Consider the following 22,465-nt stretch of genomic DNA (forward strand, 5'->3'; position numbering starts at 1 on the left):
GGAGCCGCCGTCGCGCAGGAGGCGCGACGGGTCGAAGCCGAGGCCGAGGGGCACGAGGACGACGAGGAGGCCGAGGTAGAAGACCCCGCCGTGGAGCAGCAGACGCGGGTCGGTGCCGACTGTCGAGGCGAGGAACGCGGGCATGAGGAGCGCCGCGCACGGGCTGTCGAGCGCGAGGGCGCCTCCGACGAAGGCGGTGAGAGTCCGATGTCCATGCGCGCTACCTCGTCGCAGCGAGCGCGGACTGGAAGGCGTCCTCGAAGACCTGCGTGGGCTGGGCGCCGACGATCGGCCTGCCGCCCGTGGTGAAGGCGGGCGTCGACGTGGTGCCGAGGTCGAGTCCGAGCTTCCGGTGGTCGGCGACGACGCGGGTCGCGTCGGCGGCGGCGAGGTCGGCGGTGAAGCGGTCGGTCTCGAGGCCCAGGCCGCCCGCGAGGGCGGTGGGGGCGTCGTCGGGGCCCGTCGCGAGCAGGTCGTCGGGGGCGCGGGCCCCGACGGAGGCGAGGTCGGGCAGCTCCGGGTTCTGCACCTCGGTGGGGGCGACGTAGCCGGGCGTGGCCCCCGCGGCAGCCGGGGTGGAGCCACCCCGGCACGCCAGGACGGCGACGGTGATGAGCGCGGCGGCGACGTCGAGGACGAGGACCGGGACGATGATCGACCGCCGGTAACGGGTGGCGGGCGTCTTGGTCATGGTGGTGTCTCCTCGGGTAAGGCGGACGCGTCGCCGCCCCGTCGCCGCCGGGGATTGTGCAGAGCCCTACGAGTCGGGGTCGCGCTGGCGCGGGGTGCCCGCCGGTTGGTGCCCGTCAGCTGAGGACCGAACGGACCTCGCGGGTCTCGAACGGGGCGGTCGAGTGGGTGGTGCTGCCGGTGCCCGCGATGGGGCGCCATGTGCCAGCGTCGCTGGCGACATCGCTGCCGGCGACGCGGAAGCGACCGGTCCACGTGGTCGTGAGGGTGACGTGGTAGGTGCCGACCTTCGTGTACGTGTGCGTCGTCGTCGTGTCGGGGTAGGGCGCGCCGGGCGTCGTCGTGACGACGGGTGCGCTGCCGTCGCCGGGGTCCCAGGAGAACGACGACGGGGTGAGCTCGAGCTCGACCTCCGTGCCGAGGACCGTCGTGGTCAGGTGCTCGGGGGTGTCGTCGGTGTAGTACGTCATGGGGATCTGCACGGTGAACCAGTCGGTGACGGGGGCGATGGTGGCGTGCTTGGGCGGGATCTTCAGGGTCTTGAGCTCGCGGGCGACGGCGTCAGCGAGGTCGTCGACGGGCTCGCCGACGGGTGCGCACGGTCCGTTGAGCAGGCGCCAGCCGGACCAGAGGTCCTCGGAGGTCAGCGGGCGGGTGCGGTACTTGTAGGCGGTGACGGTGACGGCGCCTGATGGGCACTCGAAGGTCGCGGGAGAAGCGCACTGGGCGCGGAGGTTGGGTTCGGCGAGGGGGATGGTGATGATCTGGCAGTCCTCGGGCTGCCAGGGAAGGGTCTGGGTGACGACGTCCGGAGGTGGGGGCTTGATGGGCGGCACGCCGGGCGAACCGGGGTCCTCACCCTCCACGTCGACCTCGCCGGCACGGTGATCTGAGAACGCTGGATCAATGACCGTCGTCGGGGATACCGCGACTGAGGCACCGTGCGAGAGGTTCGAAGACTCGACTAACGGCGGGTTGCCGGAAGCAGTAGCGGCCCCGGTAAGCGACGCGGCTGCAAGTACTGGCACAGCGATGACTCCGTCCCGGATGCCGCGCCACGTGAAGAGACCTTTCACTTGTCGAGTTCCGTGTCGACCTCGGAGATCTTGACGTCTGGTCCCGTACTGACCTCGACGAGGACCGGGCCGACGAATCCAGGAATCGTCCGTGTGCTGCCATCGCTACGCAGCGAGCTCGAGTCCGCTTGCCTAAGTTCGAGGCGCCAGACGTCAACGTTGTCGCGAGTTGATGGCAGGAGCTTGAAGACGGAGATGAGGAAGCTACCGCCGGTCATCTCTCCACCGGCACCGTAGAACTCCTGGATGTCGTCCACCGCGCTGGAGCAGAACTTGCAGGACTTCGTGGACAGAGACTTGAGGGGCGCTGTGTCCCCGCTGGTGAGCGCGTACTCGTACGCCCTGAAGAAGTTCTCGATGGTGACGAACGATGCGTCGATCTCGTCGGCGGGGAGCGGCTTGAGACCGGCGGGGTTGGGGTCGGCGGTCGGTGTGGGGGTTGGCGTCGGGGATGTCGTCGTGGGTGCCGGCGCTGGAGTCGTCGGCGTCGTGGTGCGTGCGTCGGGAGAGCAGCCAGCGAGCCCGAGCGCGAGCACCATTGCGGCGAGCGCGGCGCGCAGGGCCGGGGCGGGGGTCGGTCGTGCGGCATTCATGGGCGTCCTCCGTCGTGGGTCCGTCGTCGAACCTAGGTCGCGTTCGGGACGAACGCATGCGGAAGCCTCATCCTGTGGACAACGGGCGGGGCGCGGTGCGGCAGGGAGCCCCGGGGAGTGTGCAGGGATGCTACGAGTCGCACGAAGGAGGTGACTCGTAGCGCCTACGCACACTCGGGGAGTGTGCAACGACGCTACGAGTCGCGAGAAGGGGAAGAGCCGGGACGGGTCAGCGGTGGGACGCCACGTAGTGCGTGCCCGTGCCCTCCGTCTTCGCGACCCACGCGACAGCCGTCGCGCCGCCGCGTGCGACGGCGAGGTCGAGCGTGTACCAGCCGCCGACGATCGAGCGGCCGAGCGTCCGCGGCTTCGACCAGCGCGTCCCGGCCTTGGTGGACGTCCGGACGACGAGCTTGCCGGTCGATGCGGTGCGCCCCGCCACGACCGACACCAGCGTCACCGTGCCGTCGTGCTGCTGTGCGAGCCGCGTCTCCTGCGAGCCCTTGACGCTCAGGACGGGCTTGGAGAAGCCGGTGTCGCCGCCGCGGCGCAGGACGCGGACGGTGGCGCGCCCATCGTGCCCGGTGTGGACGATGGTCGCGCGGCCGTCGGGCGAGCCGGCGACGCTCGTCGCGAGCGTCGTGCGCTTGCCCCAGGCGCGCTTCGCGTGCGCGCGCGTGCGGACGTAGACCTTGTCGGTGTCGAGGTCCTTGTTCTCGGTCCAGGAGGCGACGCTCTTGGCGCCGGCCTGGGCGACGGCGACGTTCCAGACGGTGGTCGACGACGCCTTCGTGGCCGTGCCGAACTTCGTCGTGCCGGCGGAGCGGGAGGCGAGGTAGAGGTGGCCGTCGGCCTTGCCGTCGTTGTCGAAGATGTCGGCGACGGAGCGCATGGCGACCGTCGCGGCGCCGTTGGCGGTGACGTCGAGGTGCACGGAGCGGAGGCTCGCGGAGGCCTTGAGGTTCGGTGTGGTGACGACGGTGCGGGGCGTCGTCCAGCGCTTCTGGCCCGGCTTGCGGGTCGACGTCTTGAGGGTGCGGCCGACGTTGTACGCGACGGTGATCGTGCCGTTCTTCTGGACGTCGGCGTCGAGCGCCTCGCTCGCTCCCTTGGGTGCGACGGTGCGCGTCCAGCGGGTCGAGCCGTTCTTGCGCGTCCAGATGCTTGCGCGGCACTTGTCGCCGTCGGCGGGGACGACGAGCACGCTCGAGCCGTTCTCGCCCGTGCGGAGCTCGGGGAAGACGCCGGCCGTGACACCGTCGAACGCCCGGACGCGCGTGCGTGTGCCGCTGGGCGACTGGCGGTAGAGGGTTGCGGTCCACTCGGTCGAGGGGCCGTCGCCCGTCGTGCGGTCGATGCGCAGGAGGTCGACGGTGCCGTCGGCCGTGATGGAGACGGAGTCGACGGCCTTCTCCGTCGAGAGGTCGCGCGTCACCCAGGTGGGGCGCGCGGCCGGCGCGGTACTCGGCAGGGCGGTTCCCGACGTGCCAGCGCTCGACGGCGCCGCGTGCGCCGGCAGGGGTGCGAGCGCGAGCCCGACGGTCGTGAGGAGGTCGAGCGACACGGTGGTTCGTCGGGTGGTGCTGCGGGTGTGGCGAAGGGTTGTCATCGAGGTGCGCCTTTCGTCTGACCGACGTGCGATACGCGGTTCGTCGGATCAGTGAACCCTGCCGCGGGCAGGCACGGACAGCGGACGGCGCGGGGCTGCACGGGATCTCTACAGGCTGACGAGGTGGAGGCGCCGAGGCGGATCCGTCTCCCCGCAGTGTGCAGGGGTGCTACGAGTCGATCGAAGGGGCGACTCGTAGCGTCGTTGCACATTCGGGGAGTGTGCAGGGGTGCTACGAGTCGGACGGGGGTGGCGACTCGTAGGTCTCCAGCACCGTTCGATGGTGCTGGAGACCTACGAGTCGCGGTGGGGCGGTTGACTGCGCCCTCGTACCTCTGGGAGGTACGAGGGCGCAGGCAACCGGCGCTCCTCAGCGCCAGGTGTGATCGTCGCCGTCAGCGGCGGGTCTTGACCGTCACCGTCTTCGACGTCGACGACGCGACGGTCGACGAGCCCATGTAGACGGCCTTGAGCTTGATCGACGTGGCGTACTTCTTGGGCAGCGTCACGGTGATCTTGCCCTTGTGCTTCGACTTGAGGGTCACGGTCGTCACGACCTTCTTACCGACGTAGACCTTGACCTTGCCGGTCGCGTAGCCGCCGGTGTTGAGCCGGCCGAGGGTTACGGTGACCTTGGGTCGGGTGTTCTTCGTGAAGGACTTCCCGCTGATCTTCGCGGTGGCCTTGAGCTTGGCCTTGACGACCTTGAACGTCCGCGACTTCGCCGAGGTCGCCGCGGTCGTCGTCGAGGTTGCGTTGACGTGCGCGGTCACCGCGTAGGAGCCGACCTTGGCGCGGCGCGACATCTTGAGGGTTGCGCGGCCGTTCTTGATCGACGCCTTGCCCAGGACGGTGCCGCCGCGCTTGAACGTCACGGTGCCCGACGTCAGCCCGGTGACCGTGGTGGTCACGGACCCGACCTTCGTCGACCCGTAGGTCTGCGTCGTGCGCGACCAGGCAGGTCGCGTCAGCGTCACCGCGGTCGGCCCAGGCGGCGTGGTCGGCGGCGTCGGCTTGGGCGTCGCCGTCGGCGTCGGCGTCACCGTAGGCGTAGGCCTAGGCGCCCGCTTCAGCGTCACGGTGCCGATCTGCGTGCCGTCGGCGGTCGCGACGACGGGCTCCGCGGAGTCGCCGTCGGTGGCGTTGCGGAAGTAGACGGGCGCGTAGGTCTCGTCCCCGGGCGTGAACTGGAGGATGTACGACGCTCCCGGGGTGAGATTGCCGATGGTGAACAAGCCGTCGGCTCCGTTCGTGGTGGACTGCTTCCAGCTGAGGTGGCCGTCGTCGCCGCGGATGTAGGCATCGACGCGGCCGCCCTCGATCCCGGTGGTGCCGTCGGTCGTCACGCGCCCGGAGATCGTGGCTGCGCGTCGGAGCACGATGTCCCCGAGCTCTGTCGAGGGCGCCGTGGCCACGATCGCGTCGTCGAGGGGGTCGTCATCGGTCCCGCCGAGGTGGGTGGGGAGTAGCCCGGCGTTCCAGGCCCCCGAGATTTCGAGCCGGTAGCGGCTGCCGGGCGTGAGAGTTCCGATGGTGAACGTGCCGGTGCCGTCGAGGTCGGTGTACGACGTGAAGACCCAGGTCTCGCCGTTCCACCTGGACGTCCTGACGTCGCCGGCGTCGACGGGGTTGCCGGATTCGTCGACGACGCGGCCGGAGATGCGGGCTGCGGGCAGGGGCGTCGTGGTTCCGAGGTCGACCGGGTCGGCCGTCATGGGTACGTCGATGGCCGACTCGACGTCGTCGGTGCCGCCGTGGAACGTCTGCTGGTAGTCCTTGTGGGTGTAGCCGATCCGGACGTTCTTCCCGACGGGGAGGTGCGTGACCTCGTAGCGTCCCGCGTCGTCCGTCGTGGTGTAGGACGCCCCACCCCAGTACTCGTACCGCTCGTCGTACACGTAGCCGATCACCACGGCGCCGACGAGGGGGTCGCCGGCAGAGTCCACGAGCGTGCCCGTGACGGACGAGGCGCGCGTGAGCGTGATGTCACCCACCGGTGTCTCTGCGTCACCGGGGACGAACGGCGTCTCGTCGTTCGGCCACGGCCGGCCGACCAACCGGTCGAGGTGGGTGCCGTCGGTCGGTCCTTCGACGCGGAAGAAGTACTCCTTGCCGGGGACGAGCGCTCTGGTGCGGAACCTGCCGCTGCCGTCGGCCACGACCTGCGGCGCGTCTGCGCCGCTCGAGCCATCGACCCGGAGGACGGTGATGATGGCGCCGGCGACGGGGTCACCCACATCGTTGACGACGCGCCCGGACAGCGTGCTGCCCGGGCTGACGGCGGCGACGGCCGACGGGGCCACCACGAGTCCGAGCGTCAGCGCGAGCGCTGATGCGGTGAGAAGCGCGATCGAGCGCGCGACGAAGTCCCGGATCGTCTGCACCATGCCAGTCCTTGAATTCTGTCCGACAGCAAAGTCCTGCGTGTATCGGCACGTTTCGGGGCGATGCTGAGGGTTCTCCGGCACTCGTCAGCGGCGGGTCTTGACCGTCACCGTCTTCGACGTCGACGACGCGACGGTCGACGAGCCCATGTAGACGGCCTTGAGCTTGATCGACGTGGCGTACTTCTTGGGCAGCGTCACGGTGATCTTGCCCTTGTGCTTCGACTTGAGGGTCACGGTCGTCACGACCTTCTTACCGACGTAGACCTTGACCTTGCCGGTCGCGTAGCCGCCGGTGTTGAGCCGGCCGAGGGTTACGGTGACCTTGGGTCGGGTGTTCTTCGTGAAGGACTTCCCGCTGATCTTCGCGGTGGCCTTGAGCTTGGCCTTGACGACCTTGAACGTCCGCGACTTCGCCGAGGTCGCCGCGGTCGTCGTCGAGGTTGCGTTGACGTGCGCGGTCACCGCGTAGGAGCCGACCTTGGCGCGGCGCGACATCTTGAGGGTTGCGCGGCCGTTCTTGATCGACGCCTTGCCCAGGACGGTGCCGCCGCGCTTGAACGTCACGGTGCCCGACGTCAGCCCGGTGACCGTGGTGGTCACGGACCCGACCTTCGTCGACCCGTAGGTCTGCGTCGTGCGCGACCAGGCAGGTCGCGTCAGCGTCACCCTGGTCGGCGCCGGCGGGGTCGGCGGCGCCGTCGTGGGCGGTGCCGTGGTCGGCGGTGTGGTGACCGGCGGCTTGGTGGGCGGCGGAGTCGTCACCGGCGGCCTCGTCGTCGGAGGCGCAGTAGTAGGAGGCGCAGTCGTCGGCGGCTCCGTCGTCTCGACCGGAACCTTGGTGAGCGTCACGGTGCTGAGCTCGCGCTCGCCGACGACCGCGGTGACGGGCTCGGCGCCCGCCGCGTCGGTGGCGTTGAGGTAGTACACCGGCACGTACAGGGCCGGGTCGGTGGTGAACCTCAGGGTGTACGCGGTGCCCGCGGTGAGCCTGTCGAGCGAGTACCAGCCGTCGACGTCGGTGACGGCGGAGACGGTCGTGCCGCCGGTGACGGGGGTGGCGCGGACGGTGACGCCCGCGAGGCCCGCGTCGGGCGAGGTGACGACGCGGCCGGTGAGGGAGTTCTCGCCCGGCATCGTCATGGGCGGGGCCGGCGGGCCGTCGATCGTCGCGATGATCGGGGTCGCTGACGCGAGCGTGGGTGCTCCGGGGTAGTAGACGGGTTCGCCGCCGCCCTCGGGCCAGACGGCCAGGACGTAGGCCGTCCCGCCGAGGAGCCCCGGCACGGTGAACGTCCCGTCGGGGTTCGTGCTCGTCTCGCCGACGCGTCGCCACGCGCAGGCCGCGGTCTTCGTGTGGGCTTCGATGTAGCCCTGGGCGTAGCCGGTCGTGCCGTCGACCGTCACCGTGCCCGAGATCGACGCGGCGGGTGGCGCCGTGACGGTGCCGATGTCCGTGGCGCCGGTGCTGACGACGTAGCCGGTGGCGTCGTCGACGGTCGCGGAAGGTCCGGAGAAGATCGTCGCGAAGTCGCCTCCGGCGCGAAGCTGCAGGCGGTACTCGCCGGGCGTTAGCCCGCCGATGGTGAAGCGGCCGTCGTCGTCGGTGACGGCGTCGTGCGTCACCGACCACTCGCCCATGACGAGCGTGTACGCGTACACCTCGGCGAACTCGATCGGGTTGCCGGCGTCGTCGGCGACGACGCCCGTGAGGCTGGCGGGGATGACGACGGCGGGGGTGAGCGGCTGGGGTGCGAGCGTCTGGAGGCCCGGCGTCGCGGTGATCTGCTCGGCGTCGTCGAGCGACGTCGCGCCGCCGTGGAAGATCGTGGGGTAGCGCGCGTCGCTGTAGCGCAGGCGGTACGACGTGCCGGCCGCGAGGCCGTCGAACCTGAAGGAGCCGTCGTCGTCGGTCTGCTCCCACGCGACGGCGACCCAGTCCGCGAGGTCGTCGTCGTGCGCGTACAGCGCGACCTCGACGCCGTCGACGCCGTCGTCGCCGGTGACGGATCCGACAAGGATGGCGCCGACGGGCAGCCGCACGGGCGGGATCTCGTTGAGTCCGGGGACGACGACGACGTCCGCGGCCTGCGCGAGGGTCGGGCCGCCGTGGAAGGCGGGCGCGAGGTCGCCGATCCCGTCGACGCCGAGGCGGTAGGTGCCGCCCGCGGTGGGCGCGGTGAGCGTGTAGCTGCCGTGGCCGTTCGTGGTCGTCATGGCCACCTGCTGCCAGCCGACGACGCCGTGGGTGTCCCGCTGCGCGTAGAGGTGGACCCGCGCCCCGTCGACGAGGCCGCCGCCCTCGTCGGTGACGGTGCCGGTGAGGCGGGGCCGCATGCGCAGGGTCACGGTGCCGATCTGCGCGCCGCCAGCGTCCGGGATGACAGGCTCAGCGGCGTTCTCGTCCGTGGTGTCGCGGAAGTAGACGGTCGCGTAGGCGTCGTCCTCGGGCGTGAGCTGCAGGATGTAGGGCGTCTCGGGGGTGAGGCGTTCGATGGTGAACGACCCGTCTGCCTCGGTCGACGCGGACTCCGTCCAGACGAGGGAGCCGTCGTCGTCGCGCGTGTAGGCCGTGACGCCGACGCCCGGGAGGCCGGAGGTGCCGTCGGTCGTGACGCGCCCGGAGATGGTCGTCGCGCGGGTGAGCAGTACGTCGCCGACGGACGTCGCGGGCTGGGTGGTGACGATCGCGGCGGCGTCGTCGCTGCCCCACGACCCGCCGAGGTCGGCGGGCAGGAACGAGGAGTCCCCTGGGCCGACGATCTCGAGCCGGTAGCGGCCGTCGAGCACGAGGTTCTTGATGGTGAAGACGCCGGCGTCGTCGACGTCGACGGTGCTGATGTCCTGCCAGCCCGCGCCGGTCCACACGTACGTCGTGACGCTCGCGCCGACGACGGGCTCGCCCGCGTCGTCGACGACGCGGCCGGTGATGCGTGCGCCGGGCGTGAGCGTCACGGTCTCGAGGGCGGTCGGCGCGGCCACCGTCAGCATGTCGGCCGCGGACTCCACGATGTCGGAACCGCCGTAGAACGTCGACTGGAAATCGTCGTGGGTGAAGCCGATACGGAAGGACTCTCCGACGGGGAGCGACGTGAGCTCGTAGCGGCCGTCGGCGGCCGTGTTCGTGCTGGTGAGGGCGCCCCAGGAGCCGAGCACTGCGTCGCGCGCGTACGCGGTGACCTGGGCGCCGGCGATCGGATCGCCTGCCGTGTCCACAACCCTTCCGGTGAGCGCGGTCTCCGCGCCGCCGTCCGCGATGGCCGACGGCGCCGTCGCGAGGCCGAGCGTCAGCGCGAGCGTGGCCGCCGTGACGAGCGCAAACGAGCGTGCGACGAGGTCCCTGATCTTCTGCAGCATGACAGCCCCTGAGCTCTGTCCGACAGTGACGGCGCGAGCGTAGCGGCGGGGTGCCGGGGAGGGTGAGGGTTGCAGGACCTGCCTTGGGATGCGGCGCCACACTGTGCGGCCTGGTACATCTAGCGCCCGTCAGCGGACATGAATGGAGGTGGGAGGCACGAGCGCGATCTGGGCCGGCTCGTTGATCCACGCGGTTGGGTTTCCCATACCGGATCGTCTGAACTCCGCCTCGACGATGAAGTGCCAGCCGACGAGTTCTGCGAAGGACTCGACTCCTGCGACTGAACAGAGTGTCGGTCTCGCTTCACCCATCGCGCACACGGCAGGGAGATGCTTGATGCTGCGTCCGCTGTCGAACCACCCGTTCGAGAGGATGTCAGTGCGCGCCCTCACGATGGTGCCCCAGACGATCCGGTAGAACTCGGACCCCGTAGCGGTCCCGCTGTGGAGGCATCCCTCCGCGACGGTAGTAAGTGTGCCCTCGCTGAGGGTGAGCGGCATGCGGCTCTCGCGGAAGTGAGGGTCGGCGAGCAGCTTGCGCAGCAGCGGCCTCAGCCCAGTGGTGCCGACGCGCCTCGTTCTCTGCGCGTTGTGGAGCACGTGGCTTTGCGAACCCTGGGCGTCGGGTGCCTCGACCGCGTGTGCATTCTCGCGGTGGTCGCCCGCTGGCTGGAGCCGGATCTGGAGCTCCTCGTTCGAGTTCACGATGATGTTGACCTCCCGGATCTCCCGTTCCGCGAGTTGCGACTCCGTCTCGATCCTGTATGCGCAACCGGGCTCGTGCGTACCGAAGAATGTCGGCGACTTCCCGTCTCGGGATCGCTTCCGCCACCCGAGCGGAGCCCGGCATCTGTCGTCCGGGCACGTGACCCTGTTCCGATAGGTCTCGCGGTCACTCTCGCGAATGTCGGTAGCCCAGATAGATCCGGTTCTGTCGAGGCGAGCTTCAACCAGGGGACTCTCCGTTGCTCGTGGCACCGCGCTTGAGGTATGGGGACTGCTGCACGAACAGGTGACAGTCAGGCTCAGGCCGCCAGTACGACCTGAGTGGTTATCAGGGTTTCGAACTCCACCGGTGTCCACCGCCCCAGACAGGCCTGCTGCCTGCGGTGGTGGTAGGTCCGCGCGACCCAGGTCACGATCGCGATCCGCAGCTCGGCCCGCCTCCTGCACGCACGGCCGCCTGGGACGTTGCTTCTGTAACAACGCGAAGAACGACTCCATCGTCGCATTGTTGCCCGCCGCTCCGTCCCGCACCCTCGGTCCGAAGAGCCCGTAACGGGCGAGGAGCCACAGGGCCTTGCGGCGGCGGAACTGACTGCGCTGAACGGAGTGCACATTTCACCCCGCCACGTCCCCGCGCATCGCCACCGCATTCACAATCGCGCGCACGACCAGGCGGGACTTCGGCCGGGAGTCGATGGCATACTCAACGATCTTCCCGCAGAACGCGTCTTTGATCGCGCAAATGTAGTGCTTGCCCTCGGTCGTCTTGTGCTCGGTTTGGTCGGTCAACCACAACTCGTTCGGCCCGGAGGCTGCCAAGACATGACGAGTGCGGCCCTTCTCGTCGATCTGGACGCACAGCTCGTCATGAACGGGCGGGCCAGGTCGACGGCAGTTCTTGGCATGCTTCTTCCCGAAGGAGGACCAACAGTCGTTGGCCGATGCGATGAGCTCGGCCGTGCGATCAGCCATCGGCTCCCCGGCCGCGCGGGCCTCCTCACCCAGGAGACGGTGGCCGAGCTCGCAAGTCGTCACGGTGAGCGTCGAACAGCGCGTCCGCGCGATGCGGCCGGGCCCACTCTGCCCAGGTGAATGGGTTCTTGAGCCAGCGGTAGTAGTGAAGGCGAGCGAGATTGAGCGCCCGGCACCTCACCGCGACAGGGATCTTGTCGGCGGCGAGCTCACAGGCGAGCGGGTAGCTCATCTTCCCGGCAGGTATACCTAGGCGAAGTAGGCAGCCGCCCGGCGTAGAACCTCGTTCTCCTGCTCCGGCAGCTTCGCCTGGCGGCGAAGCTCACGGGCTTCGACGGCGCCGGAAGGACCGCAGGGGAACATAGTTCAGCGGCTTCACGGAGCCAGTTCTGCAGGCTGGACCTGCCCAAATCGAAGTCAGCAGCGATGCGCGCCAGCGGGGCGCCAGGATCACGTGCGAGGGCCACGCGCACAACGCCACCCGAGGAACTCGCGGGGGCAGCGCCTGGACATGGGGAGATCCTCTCAGCGGCGCTGAAGCGCCACGGGTTGGGCTTCACCTACTTGTGCAGCAGCCCCGCCACCGCAACCGCTAGAACTGCCGGCTACGGATGTTCCGAGCCGGAGGAGGAGTCACGCGGTGATTCCCACCAGATCGGCGAAGCCCCCTCTGACCGCCCCAACCTCAGTGAAACCTCCAGAGCCGACCACTACGCCACCTGACTCCACCACCACAACTTCCACCGACCCCAAAGCGGCGTCGGCAGCTCCGTACGAGCGGACCGCGCCCACAACCTCACGAGGAACTACACCTAGACGTCCAGATGCCTCCCCTAGAACCAAGATCGGTGCGGTTCCGGGTCCCAGATCATCCAGCGCACGTCACGAGATGTGTGGAAGCGGAAACTCTGAACCCCTACTCCGACATATCGGCACCATCTACAACGTTCTGCCCCAACGCCCCGCACGTGATATTTCTCCCCGTGACCGCGACGCGCCGCGAACGCCTTCTTGACCGAGTCTAGGGACTTCGATCGCCCTCGCTCTTGAAGAAGGCAGGCGACGCCTCCGCGCGGCCGAGGTGCCTCTTGGGTAACGTCACGACGATGGGGTAGTTGAGCCCCGCCAACACCTCCGACTAGGCTCTCGCCAAGAACACTGTCGTCACTATCAGGGTGTCGGGTCTCGCCGAGAGACAGAGAGGCAGGGCGTCCTAGTGGTCAGCTTTCCAGTCATCGATGACGTCAAGGTCGAGCACTTCGGGCTCTACCCAGGCACCAACGGTGACGGCCTCCACGCAAACCTGAGGTCCGACCTGAATGTGGTTGTCGGCGCCAACGGCCTTGGCAAGAGCACCTTGCTGCTGATCATCTTCCGCGCGCTCACCGGTCCTTACGATATTCCAGGCGCCCTTCGAGACGGCGACTTGGGATCCGCGCGCCTCGACGTCAAGCGTCTTCGACCGCGGGAGGTTAAGAGCTTCGCAGATCGAGTCACCGACGGCGCGGCTAAGGCCATGGCGCAAGTTCGTTTCAGCCTGGGCGCAACAAGCTTCTTGGTCGCAAGGTCTTTGCGTGATCTCAGCCTGCAGAGCTGGAGCGTGGACGGCGTCACCCAGCCGCTAAACGAAGACGATCTCCAGGCACGGATTGCGCGCGAATGCGGAGTTTGGTCGTTCTCCGATTGGATTCTCATCCTCCGCTACGTCACATTCTACATGGACGATCGCCAGGTCCTATTCTGGGACCGTTCGGCGCAAAAACAACTCCTCAGATCTCTATTCTTGTCGAATTCGGATGCTGAGAAGTGGGTTGGGCTCGAGCGACAGGTGCTAGAGCAGGACAGTCGGTTTCGCAACTTCAGGAACGTCTACAACAATGAATCAGCTCGCATAACACGTCTCATCGTCCCGGACACGGACGCACACGCGGACCTCCGAAGTATGCTGGATAAGCTCCTGCAAGAGGACGAACTCGACATGCGACGACAAGAGGAAGCGCTCGCGGAGCTTGCGAGCGCACACGAAGCACGCGCCAACCGTAACCTCGAACGCCTTCAGGCGCTGCAACGTCTCGACGAACTCACTAGGGAATATGAACATGTCAAGCTCACAGCCTTGACTGCTCAATTCCCCACTACCGCCGATAGTTCGCTATACATCTGGAATCAGATCTTGGCTGACAGCGAGTGTCTACTCTGCGGCAACGACGTGCCTGCCCTGAGGGTGGCAATCGAGGGCCGCATCGAGAATCGTCACTGCGCAGTATGTGATAGCCCTCTCGAAAGAGAAGACGTAGAGCACGAGCCTATTGAGCTCAGCCGGGAGCGATCCGCGAGAGCCTGGGCACAGCTTGAGCAGCAGCGTTCGCTACTCGGAGCATTCGAGCAAGAGTATGAAGCGTCAAAAGAGGCCGTCCAGCACGTCCTGGAAGAAGTTGCGCAGCTCGATGTTCGACGAACAGTGAACGAGCAACGTATCGGGACTCTCCGCGCTCAACTTCCGGCAGATGCCGATGGGTACTTCAAAGACCGCTCGCATCTGAGCTCAATGAAGTCCAGGTCGAACGCAATGTCGCAAGAGCTCGCCGTCCTCGCCGCACGCTTCGAGGAGTTCATTGCGGAGAAGACAAGCTCGATTCTTTCGAGCGCCGACTCAATCAAGCAACGATTCGACCACTATTCAGAACTGTTCCTACTGGGAAGAGGGGAACTCTCGTGGTCGCCGCGGGAAGACCAGATCGGACAGAGTTCGTACCGAGTCAAGTTTCCCGCCTATGAACTGCAGCTGAGCAAGAACGACACCGGAGCCGCGTCGATCCGTTCAGGCATCGACGATGTGTCTGAGAGCCAGAAGGAGTTCATTGACTTAGCATTTCGCATGGCATTAATTGAGACCGCCGGCGCAGAACACGGCGCTTCTCTAGTTATTGATACACCGGAGTCCTCGCTGGATCGCGTATTCTCCGATCGCGCCGCGAGCGTATTGTCCGACTTCGCAGCGACCGCCGATAATCGTTTGGTCGTCGCGTCGAACCTGACGGACGGGAGGCTGATACCGAAACTCGTGGGCGCCACTGTCGGCAAGAGCGCGACGTGGAACATTACGAATCTTCTTGACATCGCGAGACCGACTCCCGCGATCGAAGAACTCGGAGATGAGTATAGGGATGCGTATGAGAGGTTGATGTATGATATCGAATCTGCCTCCTAATCCGTCATCCGCAAAGGTGGCATCCCATAGCGTTCTCCGTCAGACCCGCCTCCTCTCCTTACTCCATGCAGCTGAAGTGGCCGGCATTGCCCCGTTGTCCGCGACGCGTGTGCATCAGCTTGCGTATCTTACTGATGCACTTGCTCCAGTTTGGGAACTCGCACCACTAACACCTGAGATATTGAAGCTGTACGGAACTCCGTACGATGCGGGCCTCCAACTCGACATGGACCGCCTCGTCGGCATGGGGCTAGCCCGCGCCCGCGACCTGAGCTACTTTCAGGATGACCGTGGTCGCTGGAGAGTTGCAGCGCTGTACTCACTCAATCTCAAACTGTCGTTGCCGCTCTTGCGCGAGCTCGACTGGCTACCAGACGAGCGAGAAGCGGCGCATGTAACCAAAGAGATCTGTCTAGCCGTTTCGGCTCTTCCTCCAGACGTGGTCGATCAGGTGCTTCAACTTGACGTTGCCTATTCGAGTCCAACATCAAGCGACAACACGCTCCTTTCGCTCTACGAACCCGACGGCAAGAACAGCACTTCGAGAGCGGCGAGCCAGTTTCAGCAACTCCTTCCCGCGGGCGCGAGCTTAAATCCTGCAGAACAGGCAAACCTCTATATTCGCCACCTCTATCGGATAGCGACCCATGTCGCCTAGTGTGCTACCGGCTGCCTGGAGCGCCAGTGAGCTCCGCGAGACAGCAGAGCTCTTTGCAGGCGCTGGGTCCGACAGCGAGATGCCACAGGAAGTTCGATTCCTTCGAGCAGTTGCTCGGCTCCTTGTGAAGCGTCGGACCCGGGACGGAGCTCTCAACGATACGGATGCGGCTGCCGTACTGGTGCTCGAGACACGAGAGCGGGATGACCCGTTCCTCGAGCCATTCAGTCTTGAGCCGATGCTGGATCGGGCCATGGCCACGATCAACGGGCGCCTTTGGCTTGCTAACGAAAAGCTCACCTTCGGTCACTTCGTCGAGCATCAACATTCCGGGTTGGAGCTTTTCGATTGGGTTGTTGACACTCTCGGCCTTGGCTCCAGACCTGCTGTGATCTTCGATCCCACCGTCGATGGTGGCGAACTTAGGTACTACGCTAATGGTCTCTCGGATATGGGTGAAGTTAGGGCGTACCCGCTGGGGGCAGTACGCGAGGTCACATTCAGGCAGGCGCGCGAAGTTATTGACCTCGCGCACTCGGAACACCTCGCGAGCCCGCACACACAAATCGTGCCCACTTGGAAGAAGGCCCCGACTCACTGGGCCGCAAGCAACGCTGAGGCTGTCATCCAGAGCGTGATAAAGGTTGCGCTGAAATCAACCTTCGTCTTCTGTGAAGTCGACAAAGAGGGGCACGTCAAGACTGGACGCTTTGACCTATCAATCTCATATGTTGATCCGAGTACGCGCACGCGAACCTACTATGGCGTTCTCGAACTGAAGGTTCTCAAGTCTGCTGGTTCGGGCGGGGCAATCGTCGCCGCGGCTGACAACCTTGCTGCAGTGAAGGACGGTTTGGTGCAGGCGTACTCTTACCGTAATGATCTTTCCGCATTCTGGGCAGCTTTGTGCTGCTTTGATATGCGAAAAGACCCTGACGCGACGGACGAATGTTTTGCGGCAATCGCTGGCGAGGCGGTTCAGCACGATGTGAATGTCTCGCGTTGGCGCCTTTTCAATTCGGTGAAGAAGTATCGAGAGTCTATTTCGGCTTCTTGACGACGATGAGCGTCTCAGCAAGTTCCGCTCTTCCGCCCTGCTGAGGCGATGCTCTCATCGAGCGAAATGGTCGGTTCTCCACCAGCACCATGCCACGATGGATCATCAACTCGGTCAATATTCGAGCCACTCTGATGTCAACATTAGAGTATCTGCTGTCGCCAACGACCATCCATACCTGGCCCCCGGGGGTGAGTGCGTCGATTGCTCTTTGGAGGACCGCGCAAAGATCGGCGAAGTAGCCTCCGATCATCTCGGGAATCCGCCTATCCCAAAGAGACCCACGGACCACATCAAGATCCGCGAGGGTCGAACGGAGCGTTTCGGATCCATCTGGTGCCGGATCAAACGCGCGCGGCGCCTGTACGTGTGAGGACAAGGTGCTGGCGCGCAGTCGGGAGTTGTCGCTCCACTCCGATAGGTAACCAAGCATCCAGAGTTCGATGTTGTAGACATCGGTGTAGTCGAAAGAGTTTGGATAGGGCGGCGAGAACACCACCAGATCTATCTGATGATTTGACAGGTTGAGTTCCCGGCTATCGCCCAAGAGCACGTTGAACTCACTGCATGGACGGTAGTTGAATCTTGCCAGGTCGGCGAGAATTTCTTCGGCGTGGGATGCATAAGCACCGAGGAGTGCCGCAGGCGTAACGTTGCGATTGCGCCAGTTGCTTCGGTACCTCCGCCCTTTCCCGCTTACGCGCGCATTGCAGAAGTCGAGGAGCACGCCGCTCAAGACTACTCGGAATAGCCTGCGATGATCTGATGACTCAACACTTTCGATGCAACTCATAAGATGTTCGATGGTCTCGGCAATGTCGGCATTGAATAGATACCGATCGCGTACTCCCGGCTCGACGAAAGTTGGCGGTAGAAACCTCTTGCGAGCTTCTTCTCGGACCCCACTCATCGCGGCTTCGATCACCCGAGCGTGATCCTCCCGAACCCCAGGGAGGTTGTACGTCGTGAGTTTCGCCGTAATCAGATCTGCCAGGTACGGATTCACTTCTGCCGTAAGCGGACGGACCCCAAGGAACTGGGCGGCGAGTGCGGTCGTCCCAGAACCTCCGAAAGGATCCAGAAGGGTTCGTACCGGTATCGAGCTCGCGGCGAGAGCTTCCCAGACCAGTTCGGGCGCGAAGGCCTCCTTGAACTTCTTCCATCTCTGGAATGGAATGCTAGCTGATCCGGCATTCGTGCCGATGCTCGCCAAACTCCTGTTGCCAGTCCAAGCCGTAAACGTGTCCGTCGGCGCAGGCGGCGGTCCTGCCTGGACAGGGGGCGTATCGAGAGCGTGGGGCTTGGGCACGGCTACCATTGTGTCGTATGGACGTGGCTGATGTCGTCAGACAACTCGGGTTGGCGGCGTTCGACCCGCTGGTACCGCTGATCGTCACGATCGTCGGAGTGCGAAGCGCCCGGCCGGATGTCGACGGTGTCGTGGCCCATCGCAGATGTGGGTGTAGCGAGTTGCGGTGTGGCGCTCCTGGGGTAGGTGCCGAGGCCTCCCCAGGACGGGAGCTCTCACACTGACCACCCGGAAGACCAACACGTGCCTGACGTTGCCCGTGCGGGCTTCGAGCGCGCTGATCCGACCATGTTGTTCTGCAGGATCAACGGGCTCGGCCTGGAGGTGAGCGGAGAGCGCCTGGAAGCCGGGCGGGCGGTGCAGGAATGTCGGGGCTTGCCCGCCGATGATGTCGCCGAGAGGTGGTGTCGTCGGCGTTGCTGCGACGAGGTGCCCGGGGCAGCGTGGTGCGCGGATTCGCACACGATCCGGCCGGCTGGCGCCCGACCGTGCTCTAGGTCGTCGTGCGCCGCTACCAGTGCCCCGGCTGCGGGCACGTGTGGTGCCAAGAGACCAGCGGGGCGGCCGAGCTGCGCCGAAGCTGTCGAGAGGTGGGCCGACGTAGGCGTTGGAGGGGCTCACGGTGGCGCACTTGAGCGTGGTGCCGGTCGCCGAAGCGCTCGGCGTCGATTGGCACACCGCCAACGACGCGGTCCTGGCCGAGGGCAGACGCTTGCTGACCTACGACCCCGCTCGGTTCGAGCAGGTGCGTGTGATCGGAGTCGACGAGCGCGTGTGGTGTCGTACCCGATGCGGCGAGAAGTGCGTGTCCGTTTTCATCGACCTGAGCCCGATCCGCGACGGTTCCAGTCAGACCTTGTTGCTGGACATGGTTGAGCGCCGCTCCAAAGCGGGATTCCAAGCCTGGCTTGCCGGGTGTCCCAGAGCCTGGCGCGGCGGGGTCGAGGTGGTCGCGATGGACGGCTTCACCGGATTCAAGACCACCACCGTCGAAGAGCGGCCCGACGCTGTGGCGGTGATGGACCCGTTCCACGTCGTGCGTCTGGCCAGTGACGCGCTGGACCGCTGGCAGCTACGCGTCCAGCAGGACCTGCACGGGCCCCGCGGACGCGCCGGTGACCCGCTGTCTATTCCGGCGGACCCTGAACACCGGCGTCGGGCTGCTCTCCGAACGTCGACGCGCCCGATTGAAGGGGCTGTTCGCGGCCGACGAGCACGTCCAGGTAGAGGTGACCTGGGGCATCGACCATCGCGACGTCTTGGCCTACCGCGAACCCGACCGTGGACGCGAGATCACATGACTGCCCTGATCACCGCGATCAGCCACGGCGTGCCTGCCGCGCTACGAGTGGTCGTCACGCTCGGCCGCACGCTGCACAAGAGCGCCGCCGACGTCATGGCTCCATTCGAGTGCCCCGGCGCGTCGAACAGCCCGACCGAAGCGATCAACGGACGCCTCGAACACCTACGCGTCACCGCCCTCGGCTTCCGGAATCTCACGCCCTATATCGCCCGCAGCCTGATCGAGGCCGGAGGCTTCAGACCCGCGCTATACGCTCATCTGCAATGAGCCTGCTATCGCCGAGTCCTCGACCCCGGAGGGCATCATTGTCGCCAGTATGGGTCATGCGCTGACGCCAAACAGAATGCTCTTTGCGGCACGACTTCCGGGGCTCGAGCAGGTCGCCGACGCGAGCGGGGCAGGAACCAGGCGGGCCTGGCGCGCGGGTCACGCGCCTACTACGTTTGCCGCGCCGAGGATTGATGCGGGCATCGCCCTATCGAGCTTCCAGGTAATGGAGATGGGGCGAGATCCGCGATGGTCGACATGACTGACGGTGCCGAGGCAAACATACGTCGCAGCCTGTCCGAGGTCCGAGTTCTTGGTGAGGCGCGTGAAGATGACGACGCGGGTGCCGAGGCTCGCGTGGTTGACGTACCTCTGACCCACTGCGGACTCGATCGCCGTCCGGTTCTGACTCTCCCAGTGGAACAGGTCTTGGCTGATCGGGAAGTCGCGGTACATCGTCTGTGGTGAGAACTCCTTCTGGTCCTTCTGGAGTGTCACGAAGAAGAGGTCAGTCTTGATCTCGTCCACCCAGAGGACTCCGGTGGCGCTGCCCGTAGTTGTCCGGCCGCCCGTCCGTAGCTCCGCCCATCGAGTCGCGATGAGGATCTCGTCGCGCGTGTAGGTCGCGTGCGTGAAGAGCGGAACGCCCTCAAGCCCACGTTCGAGGGGAGCCGTAAGGCGCCGTGCGGACTCGGATGTGTAGGCGATCAACTGCCGGAGCTCATCGGCAACAATCGGTGTCGCGCGTAGCCGTTCGATACCCTCCGCGACGGTGGTGACACCGCGCCATCCGGGCCAGAGCTGCCCGACGAGCATCGCCGCATAGAGCTGCTGCCGCCCGGTCATGTGGTCGTAGTCGGTTCCGCCGGGCGTCGCGCACAGCCGGTAGGCGGCTGCACGCTCCGGATCGTCGACATGAGCGAACCGCCACATCTTCGAGAGGAGGCTCGGTTCGTCTTCGGTGACCGTGGACGTCTCAATCTCTGCGCGGCGGCGGAGGGACGTCCAGGATCGCCCGCCCGAGTAGATGTCGGTGACGGAGCGGTCGTACTCCGCCAAGTAGTCGGCTAGGTCGACATCGCCGGCACTCTTGATCTCGCGAGCGAGGGTCGACAGTGCGCCCCGGACTGCGGACTTGATGTTGTCGAGGATGATCTGTCGCGAGACGTGGTCGAGTGCGATCTGCGAACCCGACGGCAGGTAGCCAAAGCCTTCGTCCACCTGACGCTCGATGTCGGCTGCGGTGCCCGAGGCCATCGCCCGGAACTTGTCGACGAAGCGGAACTCGCGGTGCTGTTGGCCGATGAAGTCCAGAACTGTCAGAAGTGCCTTGCCATCGGATCGGCGGAGTCCACGCCCGAGCTGCTGCTGGAACAGGGTGGCCGACTCGGTGGGACGAAGAAGCAGCACTGTGTCGAGCGAAGGAACATCGACTCCTTCGTTGAACACATCAACCGTGAAGATGATCTGCACTGCGCCGTCGCGAAGGTCGTTGAGCGCCTGTGCGCGCTCCTCACGCGGGGTGTCACCTACGACCGTACGGGCGACGATCCCATGCGAGGTGAAGACCGAGGTCATGTACGCGGCGTGCGCGACCGAGACGCAGAAGCCGATCGCCCGCATCTGAGTCGGGTCGGCCACGCGATCGGCAAGTGCTCGGAGCACCAGCCGGGAACGGGCGTCGTTCCCCGTGTACACGCGATCAAGGTCAGCGACCGCATATCCGCCGCGCTTCCACTCGACGCGCGACAGGTCGACGTCGTCAGCGATGCCGTAGTAGTGGAAGGGGCACAGCAAGTCCTGATCCAGCGCGTCCCACAGGCGGAGCTCGTAGGCCGCTCGATCGCCAAAGAGGCTCCGGACGTCGAAGCCATCAGTTCGTTCGGGCGTGGCGGTGAGGCCGAGGAGCTCCTTCGGCTCGAGCTCCTCGAGGAGTGTTCGGTAGCTGGGCGCCGCGGCATGGTGGAACTCGTCGACGATGACGACGTCGAAGGCGTCCGCGGGCATCAAGTCGAGCGCGGCGGCGAGCGACTGAATCGACGCGAAGACATGCCGCTTCTGCGACGGGCGGATGCCGTCCACCATGAGCTCACCGAATGAGGGATCTCCAAGCACCTCACGGAAGGTTCGCAGCGATTGCTGGAGGATCTCCCTCCGGTGCGCGACGAAGAGCAGCGTTGGGCGTTGGGTCTGCCCCTCGCACAGGGACTTGTAGTCGAGCGCCGCGACGACGGTCTTGCCGGTGCCCGTGGCAGCCACGAGGAGGTTGCGATGCCGGTCGTGCAGCGCGCGCTCGGCGGCGAGGGCCTCAAGCATGATCGACTGATACGGCCGGGGGTGCACCTCGAGCCCCGACAGAACGATGGAACTATTGCCGCTCGCTCGCTGGATGGCGAGATCAAACTTCTCGGCGTCGACGTCAGGGTCGTACGACTCGAACGAAGGGTCGTTCCAGTACGTCTCGAACGTGGCCTCGAACTTCCGGATGAGAGCCGGCGTCGCGACGCTTGACGCGCGAATGTTCCACTCAAGGCCATCGACTAGGGCAGCCTTGGAAAGGTTGGACGAGCCGATGATGGCGGTGTCGTAGCCGGATGCGCGCTTCAGGAGCCACGCCTTCGCGTGCAGTCGGGTGGAGTCACGTTCGTAGGAGACCTTGACGCTTGCGCCGAGTTCGCGGACAAGCACGTCGAGCGCTCGACGATCGGTGGCGCCCATGTACGTCGTCGTAATGACGCGCAGGGGGATCCCGTGGTCGCGAAGCTGCTCGAGCTGCTCCTTGATGATGCGGATGCCTGTGAACTTCACGAACGCGCAAAGAAGATCAACCGAGTCAGCGCTCGTGAGCTCCGAACGGAGTTCGTGCCCAAGGCTCGGTTCGCCGGGCGCGTTTGTGAGAAGTGCCGTCTGGGAGAGCGGAGTCAGCGGCGGAGTGAGAAGTCGCGCGCGATACGAGTCGGTGCTGTTGACCGCGACAAGCTGCTCGAGTGCAACCAGGACGTCGTCTTCGGAGCCGTACGCCGCTAGTGCCTCGTTCGCGATGGCCGTCTGCTGTTCGGCCGTCAGGCCGGTGAGTCGTCGCTCGACAACGCTCGCAACATGGCGCGCCAAAACAGCGGGCACGTCGCCCTCGGGGATCGGTCGGAACTGCGGGCTGATGCCCAGCGCCCGCGCGAACTCCCGCTCTACTGCCCCTGTGTGGACCTCTTCGTAGAGGCCGACCACCCTGTTCTCAGCCACGGGCCCGAGCTTG

General features: G+C 65.9%; 13 protein-coding genes and 1 pseudogene. 4 read left to right on the forward strand and 10 right to left on the reverse strand.

What is annotated here, in order from left to right; all coding sequences use genetic code 11:
* Positions 1-220 precede the first annotated feature (220 nt).
* The 8 genes from G7063_RS00855 to G7063_RS15095 form a co-directional block, all read right to left on the reverse strand.
* On the reverse strand, positions 221-691 hold the full coding sequence (locus G7063_RS00855) for a hypothetical protein (protein ID WP_166412651.1): 471 nt from the start codon (positions 689-691) through the stop codon (positions 221-223).
* Positions 692-806: 115 nt separating this feature from the next.
* A complete protein-coding gene (locus G7063_RS00860) occupies positions 807-1,556 on the reverse strand; it encodes a PKD domain-containing protein (RefSeq protein ID WP_166412652.1) in 750 nt (249 codons plus the stop codon).
* Positions 1,557-1,762: 206 nt separating this feature from the next.
* Positions 1,763-2,305 (reverse strand): DUF6318 family protein, encoded by a 543-nt coding sequence (locus G7063_RS00865; RefSeq protein ID WP_166412653.1) that lies wholly within the window; start codon positions 2,303-2,305, stop codon positions 1,763-1,765.
* Positions 2,306-2,588: 283 nt separating this feature from the next.
* The gene (locus tag G7063_RS00870; RefSeq protein ID WP_166412654.1) at positions 2,589-3,968 is read right to left on the reverse strand and encodes a hypothetical protein; all 1,380 of its coding nucleotides are present in this window, start codon (positions 3,966-3,968) and stop codon (positions 2,589-2,591) included.
* 395 nt (positions 3,969-4,363) lie between these two features.
* Positions 4,364-6,355, reverse strand: a complete 1,992-nt coding sequence (locus tag G7063_RS00875) for a carboxypeptidase-like regulatory domain-containing protein (RefSeq protein ID WP_166412655.1) — start codon at positions 6,353-6,355, stop codon at positions 4,364-4,366.
* 84 nt (positions 6,356-6,439) lie between these two features.
* Positions 6,440-9,709, reverse strand: coding sequence for a carboxypeptidase regulatory-like domain-containing protein (locus G7063_RS00880; protein WP_166412656.1), 3,270 nt, complete (start codon positions 9,707-9,709; stop codon positions 6,440-6,442).
* 129 nt (positions 9,710-9,838) lie between these two features.
* A complete protein-coding gene (locus tag G7063_RS00885) occupies positions 9,839-10,414 on the reverse strand; it encodes a hypothetical protein (RefSeq protein WP_166412657.1) in 576 nt (191 codons plus the stop codon).
* A 636-nt stretch (positions 10,415-11,050) separates the two neighbouring features.
* A complete protein-coding gene (locus tag G7063_RS15095) occupies positions 11,051-11,407 on the reverse strand; it encodes a DDE-type integrase/transposase/recombinase (protein ID WP_206188185.1) in 357 nt (118 codons plus the stop codon).
* Positions 11,408-12,623: 1,216 nt separating this feature from the next.
* On the opposite strand from G7063_RS15095, the gene G7063_RS00895 reads away from it, so the two are divergent.
* The 3 genes from G7063_RS00895 (at position 12,624) to G7063_RS00905 (ending at position 16,333) form a co-directional block, all read left to right on the forward strand.
* Entirely contained in the window at positions 12,624-14,618 is a 1,995-nt protein-coding gene (locus G7063_RS00895; RefSeq protein ID WP_166412658.1) for an AAA family ATPase, read from the forward strand.
* Between the two features lie 76 nt (positions 14,619-14,694).
* A complete protein-coding gene (locus tag G7063_RS00900) occupies positions 14,695-15,276 on the forward strand; it encodes a hypothetical protein (protein ID WP_166412659.1) in 582 nt (193 codons plus the stop codon).
* Positions 15,277-15,529: 253 nt separating this feature from the next.
* Positions 15,530-16,333 (forward strand): hypothetical protein, encoded by an 804-nt coding sequence (locus G7063_RS00905; protein ID WP_166412660.1) that lies wholly within the window; start codon positions 15,530-15,532, stop codon positions 16,331-16,333.
* Here G7063_RS00905 and G7063_RS00910 read toward each other — a convergent pair.
* Positions 16,317-17,642, reverse strand: a complete 1,326-nt coding sequence (locus G7063_RS00910; protein WP_206188186.1) for a site-specific DNA-methyltransferase — start codon at positions 17,640-17,642, stop codon at positions 16,317-16,319. The two genes, G7063_RS00905 and G7063_RS00910, sit on opposite strands and share 17 nt — an antisense overlap.
* 288 nt (positions 17,643-17,930) lie before the next feature.
* On the opposite strand from G7063_RS00910, the pseudogene G7063_RS00915 reads away from it, so the two are divergent.
* Positions 17,931-19,212: pseudogene (locus G7063_RS00915) on the forward strand (ISL3 family transposase).
* Positions 19,213-19,371: 159 nt separating this feature from the next.
* Here G7063_RS00915 and G7063_RS00920 read toward each other — a convergent pair.
* Positions 19,372-22,452 carry a DUF3427 domain-containing protein gene (locus G7063_RS00920; protein ID WP_240916146.1) on the reverse strand — a complete coding sequence of 1,027 codons (3,081 nt, stop codon included), beginning with the start codon at positions 22,450-22,452 and terminating at the stop codon, positions 19,372-19,374.
* Between the last annotated feature and the right edge of the window lie 13 nt (positions 22,453-22,465).

It is taken from the genome of Sanguibacter sp. HDW7 (assembly GCF_011300875.1).
In the GTDB taxonomy this organism is placed as follows: Bacteria; Actinomycetota; Actinomycetes; order Actinomycetales; family Cellulomonadaceae; genus Flavimobilis.